The following is a 14,460-nucleotide window of genomic DNA, read 5'->3' as shown; positions in this document are numbered from 1 at the left end:
TCAGTTCAGCCCGGTTGCGTTCTTGATCTCCTCCTGCTGTTCTAGGCCGCGATCGGCCCGGCTTCAGCCCATCGGTAAGTTGTGCCGTCGACCCAAATCCGATGCAGCATCACTGCGAGCTTACGTGCCAGGGCGACTTTTGCGCGCTTCGAGCCTCGCCGTTTGGCGACGTCCATCCCCCAGCGTTTGATTTTTGAGAACCGCGTGATGCGCGACAGCAGCACGTTGGCGGCTTCATACAACACCGTACGCACCGTTTCGTCGCCAGCCAGCGTGATTCCGCCCGTGACGTCCTTTTCTCCCGATTGATATTTTTTTGGCGTGAGCCCGAACAGCGCGCCTGCTGCCTTTGACTTTGTAATGCGATGAGGATCATCAATCGCCGATTTGTAGGTAACAGCCACCAGAGGACCGACGCCCGGCACTGTCATAAGCCGGTGACAGACTGCATCGTCACGCACAATTGCCAGCACAGCCTTGTGCAGCCGTCCGTACTCTGCCTTCAAGGCCGACCGTGCCGAAAGCATCGCACCGGTAATGCGCTCCAATGTCGCTTGCCCCGAAACCAACTCTCGGATTCGCGCTTCGAAATTTCTTCGCGTCACCGGGCCGACCTTAAGCCCGAAGCCGCGCAAAATCCCTCGGATACTTAATTCCACATCGATAAGTCGTCCGAGAAGCTGTTTACGTGCGGCCAGGAGTGCTCGGATCTCTTGCGCGCCGACCGACTTGGCATGTACCGGCCGGAACCATCCCATCCGGATCAATTGGGCGATCCCGCGGGCATCCTTGCGATCCGTCTTCACCGTCATTGCAGACAATGCGGCCTTCACATGTCGCGTCTCAAGCAGGACTGTCTCGAATCCTGCGCCTTTCAGGCCCGCATACAGCCATTGTGACAGCGGCCCAGCCTCAAGCCCGATCCGCTTCATTGCAAAGCCGAGCGTCTCAAAAAACTCAACCAAGGCGTCGGGTTCGCTCGCGACCTTCGCTTCCTTCAGGATCTTACCCTGGGCATCCACAACGCACACGCTCGACAGTTCCAATGACACGTCGATTCCGGCATAATACTCCACGGCTGTCCTCCGTCTCTAGATGCTTGGGGCCGACTCAAGTCGTGACCCCGTTTCATCATCTATCGGGGGACAGCCACCATCCATGACCCTTGCTCCGAGCAGGGCCCATTACGGCATCTAGTCAGACTCCATGTTACTTTTCAACTCGCCGGGAATGCTGCAATCGTCGTGAATAGCCTTCGTGTCAGATACAGGCCTATCTAGACAGAGACATCACCAGGCGAATACTTGCACAAGCAACGCCGACTGCGTCTGGTGTCGGCGATGCCGAGCTTCCCCGGGATCGCCATAGAGATGGGATCCAGATCGCCGACAATTTTGGGCCGTGTCGGTGCAAAATCGTTCGAAGTCGCCGTGACCTGAGGGTCTCGGCAACGCGCTCTTCGCACGAGCGCCTTCAGACGCTCGGTGCGCTCTGACCCCGATGATATGTTGCGCGCTACAGCAACTATATCTGCTCGACTTGTCAAAATGGGACGAACTCAGGGTGAGCATTTTTGTCCACTAGTCCCCCGCTCAGCGGACCTCAATCAGAGGAGTCACCACTACGCTGATGGGCTATCGCCGGAGTCGGCAACCCTATTTCAATCACCTCGTCTGCGCGGCCGAGCAACCTCGCAGGGATATCGATGCCAGCTGGAAATGCCTTGGGATTAAGCCGATGTCTCGTTGACTTATACCGTTTCACTAGCCCGAGCCTACCTCAGTACGATCACATCATACCCGCGCGCAATGGCGTCAATCAGGTGCTCAGTGCTACCTGCTGAATGCAGCGAAAAGCAACGGAACTGGCCCACGAGCAGGCAGTTGCAGGACAAGATCGGCGGCGTAGCGCCCGCTGGCTTTCCCCCTGATCGGGCCATCCGTTGCCGCTCCGGTGTCTATCGCAATAGTTAGCCGCGGAGAGTATGCTATGAAAAACATCGCCTATCTCCTCGTGCGGTTTTGGCAAGGGAGCCAGCCCGCGTCCAACACTCAGGTTGCGGCTATGGCCGAAAACCGGGATCGATCCAGCATGGCCGATTTTGTCCGGATCCTGCAGGCCTACGATCAAGATCAGTACGGCGGTAGTTAGTGGCGACCGCACTGGTCCAGTTTTCTTCTAGATCCGCGGCGTCCTTCGAGGGCACTCTCGGTCCTGGCTGGGCAAGTAGGGTCCGGTGTTCCTTCAACAGCCGACCTGAATGCCGAGCAAGTCGATCAGCAGCTTTGGGGCCAAAGGCGACGCAGCTCGATGTCTCGCCCTCTCTTACTCGGTCCGGCACCCGGTCGCCACCGTGCGCCCGCCAAATCCTCCTAGGAGCGGCGTCATGGTCAAGGACGGCGGCGCCGCCGGCACGCGCAACCTCGATTGGTCCAAGGACAGCAACGGGGATCTCTGCAGCTGCGGCTGGTGGCAATCCCCGAGACGGCGCCAAGCAGGGGGCGGCGATAACGACCGTCTATCGACTCTATGGCGAGAGGTGATTTCCCTCTCCGGCGTAGCAAGGTCATCCTGCATCGCGGCGCGCGGTACCAGTGCATAGACCCCATCCAGATGACGAAGGTGACGAAGCCATACATCATCAGGTGCGAGTTCCCCTACGGTGTAATTGGTGAGATGCCCAGAGCTCTGCGGCGAGCGGAATGCTTCGTAGCGCTGGATCGAGAGGCCAGGAGGCCAGGCCCGATATGAAGCGCAAATGCCAGCGTTCGCCGATCAATTGCCCGATCAGCAGATCGCCGATATCATCATCGAGCACAAGCGCTCCTCGTGAGGCAATCGTGGTGCCCGGATCAGTGCGGTTGATGTCGTCACCGCGCGCCGACGAGCCACTGCAGCAGCAGGCAGCGCCGCCGGCACAGGCCCCGCCGGTAGTGGCTCAGGCGCAGACATTTGATGCCGCGGAAGGATCACGCTATTTGCCGATAAGTACGCCGCCGTCACGGTGTTCAGGACAGAGGTGTGCCTGGCACATTTCCGCTGCTTGCCGGCGATCAGGTCGCTAATGCCACTCACCCTGCCGAACACATCATTGCCATGCTGCGCTGGCTAAGTGGCAAGGCGATCAACGGCCCGAAATACAAGGTCGAGAGGCCGCCGTTCGCTGACAAACTCTCTGATCGGCAGATCGCCAATATCATCAATCGCGAGCGCACCTCATGGCGCAACCACGGACCGTTGAGTGACGCCTGCCGACATTGCGAAGATCCGCGCCAAGAAACCGGGGGCGACGATAACCCATACGATGACCGCCTGGATTCTCTCGGCGCCTGGCTATCTCTGCACTGCGCCGCGACGGCTGATGGCCCCGGCGATCATCGCCTTTCCGGACCAATACTTGGCAACGTGCTGGTGGTGAGTGGTCTGGGCTCGTGACCCTCAGCTGCATCGTGGCGGTGCTGTTTTGTCGGGTCAAACTAGCAGGCGCAGCTTTATCGCTACTTGCGCAGCACTAGAAGTCGTTCAACTACTCAAGAAGCAAGGAGTTTTATCGTGGAAATTCGGCTCGGTACCAGGCGAAGTGATTTGGCCCGCTGGCAAGCCAATCACGTCGCCGGCCTGATTCGTAGCGTCGAGCCGGCTGCCGAGGTACGAATAGTCTTCGTTAGTTCCGTTGGCGATAAAGATCGACGGTCGGTGTTTCAGCAGATTGGCGCAATCGGAGCATTCACGAAGGAGAGCGAAGACACTCTTCTGCGCAACGAAGTTGACCTGGTCGTTCATTCCCTCAAAGATCTTCCGACAAAATTGCAGCCCGGCTTGGTATTGGCGGCCGTTCCCAAAAGAGAGGATCCTCGCGACGCGATTTGTGGCGCTACACTAGATCAGCTACGCCCGGGGCTGCGCGTTGCCACTGGATCAATTCGTCGCAAAGCTCAACTTCTCTCTCTATGCAGTGGTTTGGATATTCGATCTATCCGAGGGAACGTTTCTCCAAGGTTGCGCAAGGCAAAAACCCGAGAGGGAATAGACGCGACTCTGTTGGCGGCAGCGGGGTTGTCCCGGCTAGGATTGCTACATGAGGCCTCACAACTTTTGGACCCCCATGTTTTCCCGTATGCAGTCGGCCAAGGGGCTCTCGCGGCCGAAGCTCGCGAAGAGGATACCGCACTCGTTGCGCTGCTTCAAAAGATTGAAGACCGGAAATCGCGCATCGAAGTCGATGCAGAGCGCGCATTGATGAGAAGTCTCGATGCTGGCTGCAGCCTACCGGTCGGGGTCTCTGCCACATGGCTCGCTGGGACCTTAACACTTCGCGGACAGGTGACTCATCCGGATGGCCAAACGAAGATTGCCGATGAAAGCGTGGGTCTGGCTAATCAAGCCGACGCAATAGGCAGAAGTCTCGGGCACAAACTTCTCCAGCAAGGTGCAGATGAGTTGTTGAAGGCTGCGCTCCGTACAGTGGAAGAGCAACGGCCAACCTGAATTCGCTACCCGGCATGACGACTTTATGTTCTCGGGACGCCAGCACAGCCGGCAAACCGCCAGAACGCTTCATGCGACTTCAGCAAAGCCAGTCGTAAAGCCCGAAACCTATCCCATCCGACTCAACGCCCGCCGTTGCCTACAAGGCCTGCGAGGAGGCGGCCGGCCTCGGACCGAAAAGCACCGACCGCGAGAATCACTGCGAAGAGAGCGGAGTGCCAGGCGCCAGGCACCTAGGAGTGTCGTCTGCCTCCGATAAGGGCAAATTGATATGCGACAAGGAGCAGAGTGCGAGCGAAACATCCAAATTTCGGCAAATCGCCGCGAATGCTTATGCCAGTGCGTGGACCACATCCGCCGCGAGAAGCGATCCGCTTTTCCACCTACGCTCCCTCGCGATCCTGATTGCCGATGACGCAGCGCCATGCCGCGAGACGCTCCGCTGGATGCAGCTTCATCCATTCGGCAAGTTGTGGTGCGCCGACCAAGCAGGACTGCATCGAGATGTCAGCGAAGAAGGAGGTGGTGACGGTCTGCTCGTGGCAATTCGCCGGAGAAGACAGACTACAGAGCACGGCAATGATCTTGATCACGAGAACGCCTCGCGGCATTGGGCATTCGCGCCACTGGGCCCCATAAGTTGTGGCCCCTCGTCCCGCCGCGCGATGACGGGATCGACCGGCGGGAACACGCTGTCATATATCGCGCGCGCTTCCCGAATGAGCAGGATGCGCTCGCGCTCGGATCTTGAGACAAATCGGATAATTTCGCCCATAGTCTCTCCTATTGAATTTACGCTGACGTAGGATTGTTGACGCCGACCTTGAGCTCCCGCAGGTGGTCACGACGGAATAAAAAGCGCGTGACGGTGCGCATGTTGGAGGGGCAGGCTTCTCACCTCGGTCGGCCGAGATCTCTTGAAGAATTCTCACTTGCACCGCTGCCAGCCATCTCCTGTACACGGCCAACCCGGTTTCTGCCGATCAGCGTACGGGCTTTTCAGCGACCTTGCGGAGCGGACGCTGAAGACAGTCTCGAGGCTCCAGCCGCGTCTGTTTTCTAGCTGGAACATGTGCGCCCTAGCCCAAAAGGATCGCCAGGAGCATTGCGATCTTCAATGCGATTTGCCAAGCACGAAAGTGAAGGGGACAACGAAGAGCTCATCACCTTGGTCGTCGCTGACATGCAAGACCCAGTCACGCCAATCCTCGGGACTGCCCTCGTGGATGAGGGATTGCACGACACGTGTCGCATGATCGCGGGCCTCAGCAAGGTCGTCCACCACGGCGCCGCGGCGATCCACGAAAACCTTCTTCGTGTTCGAGCAATGGAAATATACCTGGGTCACGTTCAACCTCCTCAAATGCGACGGTTCGCCACGATATCTCAGCGTTGCCGGCGTCCTCGCCGTCAGCGACTGCTACCGTCGTACTGGCAGGTAGGATCATCACTAGACCTCCTCCTCACGGTCCGGCATAAACACCGGCCGGCTATGATGCTTGCATGCGCGCCCTGCGGCGCCTCATCGAAGAGCTTCTGACGCGAAGCAGTCCAGAGTACAGCGGTCCCGACCACGCCCGAGAGAATCGACGCGGCGAACACGGCAATCTTGGCGGCCGCGAAGTCGGCGGAGGTCAGAAAGGCCTGCCCGGCGATGAAGAGCGACATCGTGAAGCCGATGCCAGCGAGAGCTCCCGACCCGACCAACTGCCGCCAGGTGTACGCTGCCGGCTTGACGGCCATGCCTGTGCGCACGGCTGCTGCGGCCGCGAGGAAGACGCCAACCGGCTTTCCTATGGCGAGGCCAGCGACGATTGCGGCCATGAGCCAGCCATGCCCAACGAAGGCGCCGGCGTTGATCGTCACGCCCGCATTAGCCAGTGCGAAGATCGGAAGGACAGCGTAGCTCGACCTCGCGCCGGCGTGCCGTAGCAGCCGGTCGGCCGGCGATTCGATTCTGTCGTAGATCGCGTCGAGAGCGTGCAGTGCCGGCGTGGAGGGGCTGTGCCTGAGCACCTCGCCCTCGCGCCGGGCCTCGGAGGCTATTAAAGTGCTGACCTGCGCCATCAAGGCTGCCAAATTGGCGGGCGGCCGCGTCGGAATGAACAGCGCAAGGATTACGCCGGCCAGCGTAGCGTGGAGGCCGCTCGCGTGGACGAATGCCCACAACGTGACGCCCAACAGGATGTACGGCGACAGCAGGTAAACCCTCCACCGGCTCAGTAGCGCCAGCGCAACCACAACCGTCGCGGCCGCGGCAAGGTAGGCCGGATCAATCTCGCGTGAGTAGAACACAGCGACGACCGCGATCGCACCGATGTCGTCGACGATAGCCGTCGCGGTGAGATAGATGCGCAGCTCCACGGGGACGCGCGACCCCATCACAGCGATCAAGGCGATCGCGAACGCCGTGTCGGTCGCCATCGGGACGCCCCAACCATGCGACCACGGCCCCGCTGGGATGACCAGCACATACAGAATTGCCGGCACGACCATGCCGCCGATCGCGGACGCAATCGGAAGCGCGGCGGAGCGGCGGCTTGCGAGATGTCCGACTGTCATCTCGCGCTTCACTTCCAATCCCACGACAAGGAAGAACACCGTCAGCAGGCCGTCGTTGACCCAATGGAGGATGGACATCCGGAAGGTCGCCTCGCCGAAGGTCACGCCGAGTTCCTGGCGCCAGAACGCGTCGAACGCCGGTCCGATCGGAGAGTTCGTCACGACGATCGCCACCACGGTCGCCAGGACCAGCAGAATGCCGGCGGATGGGCCCCAGCTCGCGAAGTCGAGGGCTACCGTGCGGACGCGGTGGCCGAGTGTGCCAAGCATCGCGTCGACGAGAGAGCTCTCGTCCCAAGGTCCGTCGTAGCGCCGGCGGTTGATGTAGAAGGTCGGCGTGAACCTCACGCCACTCGCGCGGGAGCTTGCGATATCCGCCTCCACTCTCGCCCTTGCGAGTCGCACGACGTCGCTGTCGCCGAGCGCGAAGTCGGCGTTCACGCCGAGGTCCTTGGCCACCGCCACGAGGTCGTTCTCCGTGAGCTCCATCGACCTCGTCATCAGTTTGACGTGCGCGGACCAGAACGCTTCAGGCGTCTGGGCAAGCTCAGCGAGTTCGGCGGCCCGAAACGCAAGAGGGTTGTCCATGAGCGGATTGTGCCGAAAGGCGTAGCAGACGCGGTCGCCGAGTTGGTCGCGCGCTTGCGCGATGCGCTCGTTGGCAGCCCTGCAATGCGGACACGCGTAGCTGCCGTACTCGACGAGCGTGATCTCGGCATCGGCAGGGCCGAGCACGTGGTCCGTCCCGCGGTCGACCGGACGGTCGAGGCGACCGGATGGGATTATGAGTTCCATCGCTGGACCCGTCTCCAGGTGTTCGCGCCAGCTACGTCGTCGACGCAGCCGCCGTTGGGCGGACGACGTGGAATACGCGGTCGTTGGATGGCGGCGTGTACGCGATCTCGACGATACTGCAAGGCATCAAAGCTGCGTGCACGCGCGGGAGGAAGAGGCGCACCAGCGCGCCCGCACCCCGCTTGCTCTCTATACTAGCCGCGCCGCCTCGCTCTTCGAGGTGCTGGACCGGGGCGAGCCCGAGGCCCGAGCCGCTGCCCGTGGCCTTTGTCGAAAAGTACGGTGTGGGGGCCTGCGAGAGGACCTCCTTGGCCATGCACTCCCCGTCGTCGTCGATGATGATCTCGACGAATTCCCGGACCGCGGCAGAGGAAGGTTCGACGTTCCGCGCGGTGACGATGATCACGGCGCCGTCCGGCATAGCATCGGCCGAATTTCGGCAGAGGTTCAGTAAAGCGAAGTACAGTTCAACCGGGTCGACATTGAAGGCCCATAAGTCAGGGACGATCTCGGTGCGGAGCGTGATGTTCGGACGCAACGCCCAGTCAAGCGTGCCCGCTATCGTTGCGAGGCAAATGCTTGCGACAAACCTTTCGATCGGCGTGGCGCGCGGTCGCGTGGCGTCGAGGAGCTGACGCCGAAGCGACACGCCCCGCGTGTCGGACCGCGGGCTGGTGAGGCACAAAATCCCCGAGACCTCGCCGTCGGACCCGGCGAGCGGGATCTCCAGGCTCGTGGACGCGACGAGGCCGCTAACGCCAGCCCGTAAGCCACTCACCCTTGCCCTGAACGCACGCTGCACGCCAAGCGCGACGCCGGCACTGTCCACGAGAACGACGACATCCTCGAGCAGCGGGCGTTCGACAAAGCTTTGGAATGAAACATCCATTGTCTCTTCGATCTGCATGTCGGACCTCCTGGCCTGTGATCGTTCAACGGGACACTGGCTTCTGCCCGTATACGAGGGCGCTCGACGATGGCTCGAAGATTGAGTGCATGACGGTCAAAAATAAAATCACCTCTCGCCATGGAGTCGATAGCCGACCGTTATCGGAGTGGCTGTGAGACGCTTAGCGGGCTGCGGCGGGAGTGCGCGGTTCCCTCTGCGCCGCCTCGCCGGCGCAAACTCTCGGCGACCGCGAAGAGATGTTCACGTGCCTGTCCTCCAAGCAGACGCGGATCAGTTGATTCCATGGCAGTAACGCCGCGAGCGCGGTCGTGAGGCCGAAGCGCCGGCGTACACGCGGTCGCAATCACAATTGCGAGTATAGCCATGCCCCAGAAGACTGCGGGATAGCCTGCCCCTGTACTCGCGGTCCCCTACCGGGTCGGAAGGAACGCCTCTCACTCTGAAGGAGCTTGGCGTACGCACAAGCCTTCACTCTTTCTACAAGCATTGGTGCGGTCGCTACCGCTCGCATAGATTTCCAACTCTCCGGACATTGCTTCAAAATCCCCGCACCACGAATGTCGCACGCGCGACCTCGATTGGTCCAAAGGCGACAACGGGTTTAGGAGTCTCTGCAGATGCAGCTGGTGGAATTCCTCGCTATGGCATCAGGCGGCGCGGCGACAATAATGATTGTCTATCGACTCTATGGCGGAAGGTGATTTCCCTCGTCGACGTTGCAAGGTCATTCTCGCGTGGTGGTTTTAACCGAACAGGAGCTACCATGAAGATTCAAGTCCGCAGCCTCGCGGTTGCGCTCGCAATTGCTGTTCCTATCGCAGTGACCGCCACGGCCAAATCGTCTGCTGCGCCGATCAATGGCACGTCGATCAAGGCAGCGGTACCAGCCGTGACGACGGACGTGCGCTATCGTCCGGCGGGGTCATCCCTACCCTTCGTACTATCCCACCTATGATTCGTTCTGGGGCTATCCCGCCCATAGATCGTATTGGGGCGATCCGACCTATAGTTCTTATTATGGAGCCTACGGCTACGGACAATACAGCTCAGCTTGCGTGCCCGGACCGCGTGTCGGCGCCTTTGCGACAGCGCCCTGGACCGACACGCCGACGTGTCCGCCGTATTGGTAAAATCCTCTGCGCTCCCGAAGGCTGCCGCATGCATCTCAGGAAGTCGGCGCCGGCCTCCGGGGTGACCCGCGAGCAGATCACCACCTTCGACGACATCCAATGGATTTGACGATGATTTGGCCGGTGGTGACGCCACAGCTTGGCAGCGTGCGGCTCCCTCAAGCCGCCGCTATCCAACATGTATTCGAGAGATTTTGACGTTCCTCGATCACGCGCGCGTCACTTTTGGAACATTGAGCCGTCACCCAGTTGATGTCCGCCAATAACAAGGAGAGCTATCATGACGAAGCGTTCCCTTCTGATCGCGACAGTGAGCTGCTTCATTGTCTTTGCAACGGCAGCATACGGCCGCTCGACCTTCGACGGCTCCTGAGACCTCGTCTTCGTGACGCAAAGAGGGGCCTGCGATTCGAGTTTCACCTTTACTGTCGATGTGACCAACGGAATTGTCACGCATCCCAATCTCGTGAGATTTCGAGGTAACGTCACAAACTCCGGCGCGGATCGCGCCTCGGTGACGGTCCAAGACAAATATGCCACGGGTGCGGGCAAATTGTTCGCAGCGTCCGGTCGGGGGACCTGGAGCGGTCACTCAGGAACGGCGCGATGCGCAGGCTACTGGACAGCGCAACGCAATTGAAGGACGCAACGGCAGCACGCGACCGGGTGCGACTTTAGCTCGAACTCTGGCGGCGCAAGCCATCTTACGGAGAGGAGCGTTTCCTCGGCGCCTGGAGACCGCAATGAAATGACAGTTCCCAGAATACTGGTCGGCGTTGCAGTCCTGCTCGGCTTGCTCTCAACCGGCTCCGACGGGACTGCGCGGTTGGAGAAGCCTCGGCCCATGAGCGCGCCTATCTGGTCGGATGTATCCGCACCCCTCGATCCTCATCGGCTGGCTCTGGTGATTGGCAATTCAACCTACCCCGATGCCGGCTCTCCTCTTTCCCAAATGACACGAGATGCGGAAGCTTTGACAAATGCTTTTCGCAAAGGCGGTTTTCTGGTCGACACCGTTGACAACGCGACGCGCTCCGACATGATCCGCGCAATCGACCATTTCAGGGCAAGAGCACATTTGGACTCAATTGTGTTGGTCTATTTCGGAGGTTACGGCGTCCAATCTGACGGGCGCAATTATTTAATCCCAGTCGATGCGAAGATCTGGAGTGAAGAAGATGTCCGTCGACAAGGCGTAAGCATCGACCTCCTCCTTTCGCAACTCGAGACTTCCGGAGCACGCGTCAGGCTCGTAGTCATTGAGGCCTCACGCCGCAATCCTTACGAGCGGCGCTTCAGGACTTACTCACACGGACTTGCACCTATTCAAACGAGTGAGAACGCGCTCATCCTGAGCTCAGCAGCGCCTGGGCAGGTCGTCGAAGACGCGAGTGAACCACATAGTCAGCTGATTGCCACCCTTCTTGCGCAGATGGATTTCTCTAAGGGGATCGAGGACATCTTCAACAACACCCGAAACGCAGTGATGACTGCTACCCAGGGCCAACAGATTCCAGCTGTATCATCTACGCTAACAGAGAGCGTTAATCTTTGGCCGGAACGGAGCGGCGCTCCCGTTTCCTCTGCCGGCTCCGCAGCCAACCGTCGCCGCGAGTGATCAAACAGTCCTGGCGCCGTCCATATCGATGACGCATCACTGAGGGTCTTTTTCGCGTTTCATGATCGTCTGTTCCTGCAATGTCCTCAGCGACCACGATGTTCGTCACGCCGTTAACACGGTGGACGACGCGCTGCGCAATGCCAAGCAGATCTATGACTGCCTTGGCTGCAGCACCGAATGCGGCCGCTGCGCGCGCACCATCAAGACGATCATCGACGAGGCCAAGAGGGAATGTGCGCTAGCTTGTCGGGCCGGATGCCAGCATCGCCGGATCATCGATGACGCGCAGGGTGAACCCAAATTCGCGCCCACAGCGCGTTAACTTCCCTGGATTGGCTGGCGCGACGACGGTCGACGGCGACGCGCCGCGGCAGCCGAGCGAGAACGAGCTCGCTGGCGCTCTGTACCAAGATGCGCCATCGCGGAGACCGCCGCGATTCTTCACGGCTAACCCACGCGATCGGAACGCGACAGGCTGGCCGCGTCGGCGCCGCTATCGAGCGGAACGCGTGCTGCCATCGTGGAAAAGTAGGCGGGAGACCCTAGAAGCAGGGAGGCGACCGAACACGATCTGCTCGTCGAACTCAGACGAGCGCACCGCTTCCTTCGGCTTCAGGACACGTGATGAGCCCGCGGCGGTTGCGCGCTTGACGCCGAGGCATAGGATAGCGGACGCGGGCGCCACCGTCATGGGATCGTGGAGCTTCATTATCGTTTAGAGCGCAATCCTGTTTGTCTGGATAACGGCAAACCTGGCGGGCGTGATTAAAGGCTGGGTTCCCTCACCCGTTCATTCTTCTCAATCTCGCTCTTTCATTCGGTCGGCCTACGCCGCGCCAGCCATCATGATCAGCCAGAACCGGCGACAGGACATCGATCGTAGGGCTGCGGAGAATAACTACCGGATCAACGTAAAGGCGGAGCTTGAGATAGAGTTGCTGCATCAGCAGATCGACCAACCGCGCGAGCGCGAAATCCTCAAGCTAACGGAGGCCGTCAGGATGCTGACCGAGTTGCTGGGGCAGTTGGCGTCGGATGCACGCGAGTCCCATACGGAGAGCGGACGGCCGTCATAACGCGCGATTATCGACTTCATGGCATGACGTTATTTTCTATTCGCCGCGCGAAGTTGCATGCTTTAGCGGTGCCTTGCTCATCCGGCGCAGAACCGTTCAGCGTGTTGCGCGGGACGACGCTCCTTTCACCCGCGGAAGGAAAGCCGCCATGATCGCTCGCGGTTTCATAGGCCGCCAAACCGGATCAGAACTATCGGACCGGATTCCTCGGGGACAGCACCTCGTCTACAATTTGCCGGTGCACTCGGCCGGACCCACGCCTCGGATCGATCCCCGGGACTGGACTTTCATGTTGAAGGTCGGGCCTTGCCCGGTCAAAGCTTGGAGCTGGTCTGACTTCATCGCACTCCCACGAACCGGGATCACACGAGACATCCACGGCGTGACCTCGTTGTCTAAACCCAACATCGCTTGGGAGGGCGTAGCCGTCAACGACGTCCTCGCCGACGCTGGCATTAACCGCGCCGCTAGCGCTCACACTTGCCGACGACGGATGCTCCACCAACGTGCCACTCGCGGACCTCACGACTGGGAGGGCAATGGTCCCGGTCCGCCGCGCGACCACCGGGGCCGGCGCCCTGCTCGTCGTGCAGCATCTCTACTGACTGAAGCGATTGCCGCGGCGGCACGCTGGCAGAGCTACGCGACTGTCGAGGTGGCGACGAGGACGCCGGCTATTAAGAGCTGTTTCTTGCCTTTCCAAAACGTTCGACTACACGGCAGCAGAGCACGTTGACATGCTGCTGATTGTGCGCCCCAGCGGCTACACTGCCATTCGAGCTACTCGATCGCCGGGGCCCTTCGACATCGAGACGACTGCGTCACAGCACTCTAGGAGGGAAAACGAGCATGTTTTCAGTGATTTTCGAGATCTTCCCCAACAAAGAAAGCTGGGATGACGACTTCGACAACGCCGAGATGCTGCGCCCCGAGCTGGAGCAGGTCGAGGGCTTCGTCGACAACATCCGATACAAGAGCCTGATTCGCTCGGGCTGGATCCTTTCACTTTCGAACTGGCGGGACGAGAAGTCGCTCGTCCGCTGGCGTTCCCGCAGGCGCCATCACGAGGTTCAGCAGAAGGGCCGCGATGAAATCCTTGTAGACTACCACCTGCGCATCGGCCAGATCACCGCCGACAATCAGGTGCCGATGGGGTACGCCCTCACGGAGCAGAGGCTCGACGAGACCGAATTCGGGGATGGAACGACGGTCACATTGATCAATGCGACGCGCCCCGCGGAGTGGAAACAAACCAACAACCCGTACGATTGCGCCGAGTGGCTTGGCCTGAACCCGTGGGCCGCCGACAGCACGTCCTGGGACATCTTCGACGCCGTACTTACGCCCGGCGACCTGATGCTGCTCATATCCTGGAAGGACGCCGCGGCTGCGCAGGCCTACGAGGACGCTTCCGCGCCGAATGACAAGGTAAGGGTCCGGACAGTACGGATCGTACGCGACTACGGGAAATACGACCGTCGCGAGGCGCCTCAGTACTACGCAGACGCAAAGGGCGGCCAGACCCTCCACGCCTGACACCGCTCCGTCGGGAAGCGCCGGCCTGCTGCGAGTTCGACCGGCGTTCGCCAAGTCGCGAGCCTTGGAGGAGCGAGGGTCGCTCTCGCGAGGTGATAGCGTCGAACACGATCAAGGAGACCCGCCGAAATGACGAGCACAGTGGCCGATGCATCGCGGAATTTCTGGGTTCTGCTAACGGAGTCGCTCGTCTCGTCCCTCTTCGTGCTCGGCTCAAACATCATAGCGGTCTCGCTGCCTCGGATTGGACGGTCGCTCGAAGCGTCCTTCGCTGTCGTCCAGTGGGTGATCAGCTATTGCGTTCTCATCCTATCAGCGAGCGTGAGACTGCGCCGATGCGCG

The 14,460-nt window shown here is 60.4% G+C and carries 14 protein-coding genes; 8 read left to right on the top strand and 6 right to left on the bottom strand.

The window, feature by feature from the left end:
- Positions 1 to 41 precede the first annotated feature (41 nt).
- Entirely contained in the window at positions 42 to 1,076 is a 1,035-nt protein-coding gene (locus tag OWC48_RS15550) for an IS110 family transposase (RefSeq protein ID WP_282520774.1), read from the bottom strand.
- 913 nt (positions 1,077 to 1,989) lie between these two features.
- Between OWC48_RS15550 and OWC48_RS15545 the strand changes: the two genes are divergently transcribed.
- From OWC48_RS15545 to hemC, 3 genes are all read left to right on the top strand, one after another.
- On the top strand, positions 1,990 to 2,151 hold the full coding sequence (locus OWC48_RS15545) for a hypothetical protein (protein WP_282520773.1): 162 nt from the start codon (positions 1,990 to 1,992) through the stop codon (positions 2,149 to 2,151).
- An 870-nt stretch (positions 2,152 to 3,021) separates the two neighbouring features.
- Complete coding sequence (locus OWC48_RS15540) at positions 3,022 to 3,435, top strand: hypothetical protein (protein ID WP_282520772.1); 414 nt, start codon at positions 3,022 to 3,024, stop codon at positions 3,433 to 3,435.
- A gap of 117 nt (positions 3,436 to 3,552) precedes the next feature.
- A complete protein-coding gene (gene hemC, locus OWC48_RS15535; protein ID WP_282520771.1) occupies positions 3,553 to 4,488 on the top strand; it encodes a hydroxymethylbilane synthase in 936 nt (311 codons plus the stop codon).
- Positions 4,489 to 4,871: 383 nt separating this feature from the next.
- Here hemC and OWC48_RS15530 read toward each other — a convergent pair whose 3' ends face one another.
- The 5 genes from OWC48_RS15530 to OWC48_RS15510 form a co-directional block, all read right to left on the bottom strand.
- The gene (locus tag OWC48_RS15530) at positions 4,872 to 5,081 is read right to left on the bottom strand and encodes a hypothetical protein (protein ID WP_282520770.1); all 210 of its coding nucleotides are present in this window, start codon (positions 5,079 to 5,081) and stop codon (positions 4,872 to 4,874) included.
- Positions 5,078 to 5,263, bottom strand: a complete 186-nt coding sequence (locus OWC48_RS15525) for a hypothetical protein (protein ID WP_282520769.1) — start codon at positions 5,261 to 5,263, stop codon at positions 5,078 to 5,080. The genes OWC48_RS15530 and OWC48_RS15525 overlap by 4 nt, the downstream gene beginning before the upstream one ends.
- Positions 5,264 to 5,602: 339 nt before the next feature.
- On the bottom strand, positions 5,603 to 5,836 hold the full coding sequence (locus OWC48_RS15520; protein ID WP_282520768.1) for a DUF6894 family protein: 234 nt from the start codon (positions 5,834 to 5,836) through the stop codon (positions 5,603 to 5,605).
- A 62-nt stretch (positions 5,837 to 5,898) separates the two neighbouring features.
- Positions 5,899 to 7,845: a Na+/H+ antiporter NhaA gene (gene nhaA, locus OWC48_RS15515; protein WP_282520767.1), complete on the bottom strand. Its 1,947-nt coding sequence runs from the start codon at positions 7,843 to 7,845 to the stop codon at positions 5,899 to 5,901.
- Between the two features lie 31 nt (positions 7,846 to 7,876).
- Entirely contained in the window at positions 7,877 to 8,752 is an 876-nt protein-coding gene (locus OWC48_RS15510; RefSeq protein ID WP_282520766.1) for an ATP-binding protein, read from the bottom strand.
- A gap of 766 nt (positions 8,753 to 9,518) precedes the next feature.
- On the opposite strand from OWC48_RS15510, the gene OWC48_RS15505 reads away from it, so the two are divergent.
- The 5 genes from OWC48_RS15505 to OWC48_RS15485 all read left to right on the top strand — a co-directional run bounded on the left by OWC48_RS15505 (position 9,519) and on the right by OWC48_RS15485 (position 14,118).
- Positions 9,519 to 9,710 carry a hypothetical protein gene (locus OWC48_RS15505; protein ID WP_282520765.1) on the top strand — a complete coding sequence of 64 codons (192 nt, stop codon included), beginning with the start codon at positions 9,519 to 9,521 and terminating at the stop codon, positions 9,708 to 9,710.
- A 1,019-nt stretch (positions 9,711 to 10,729) separates the two neighbouring features.
- Positions 10,730 to 11,503, top strand: a complete 774-nt coding sequence (locus OWC48_RS15500) for a caspase family protein (RefSeq protein ID WP_282520764.1) — start codon at positions 10,730 to 10,732, stop codon at positions 11,501 to 11,503.
- 61 nt (positions 11,504 to 11,564) lie between these two features.
- Positions 11,565 to 11,828, top strand: a complete 264-nt coding sequence (locus OWC48_RS15495; protein WP_282520763.1) for a bacterioferritin-associated ferredoxin — start codon at positions 11,565 to 11,567, stop codon at positions 11,826 to 11,828.
- 439 nt (positions 11,829 to 12,267) lie between these two features.
- Positions 12,268 to 12,582 carry a DUF1003 domain-containing protein gene (locus OWC48_RS15490; protein WP_282520762.1) on the top strand — a complete coding sequence of 105 codons (315 nt, stop codon included), beginning with the start codon at positions 12,268 to 12,270 and terminating at the stop codon, positions 12,580 to 12,582.
- 849 nt (positions 12,583 to 13,431) lie between these two features.
- A complete protein-coding gene (locus tag OWC48_RS15485) occupies positions 13,432 to 14,118 on the top strand; it encodes an antibiotic biosynthesis monooxygenase (RefSeq protein ID WP_282520761.1) in 687 nt (228 codons plus the stop codon).
- Positions 14,119 to 14,460: the final 342 nt, after the last annotated feature.

Source organism: Bradyrhizobium sp. Arg816, assembly GCF_029989365.1.
Taxonomy (GTDB): Bacteria; Pseudomonadota; Alphaproteobacteria; order Rhizobiales; family Xanthobacteraceae; genus Bradyrhizobium.
This window is presented reverse-complemented; position numbering and strand designations above follow the sequence as displayed.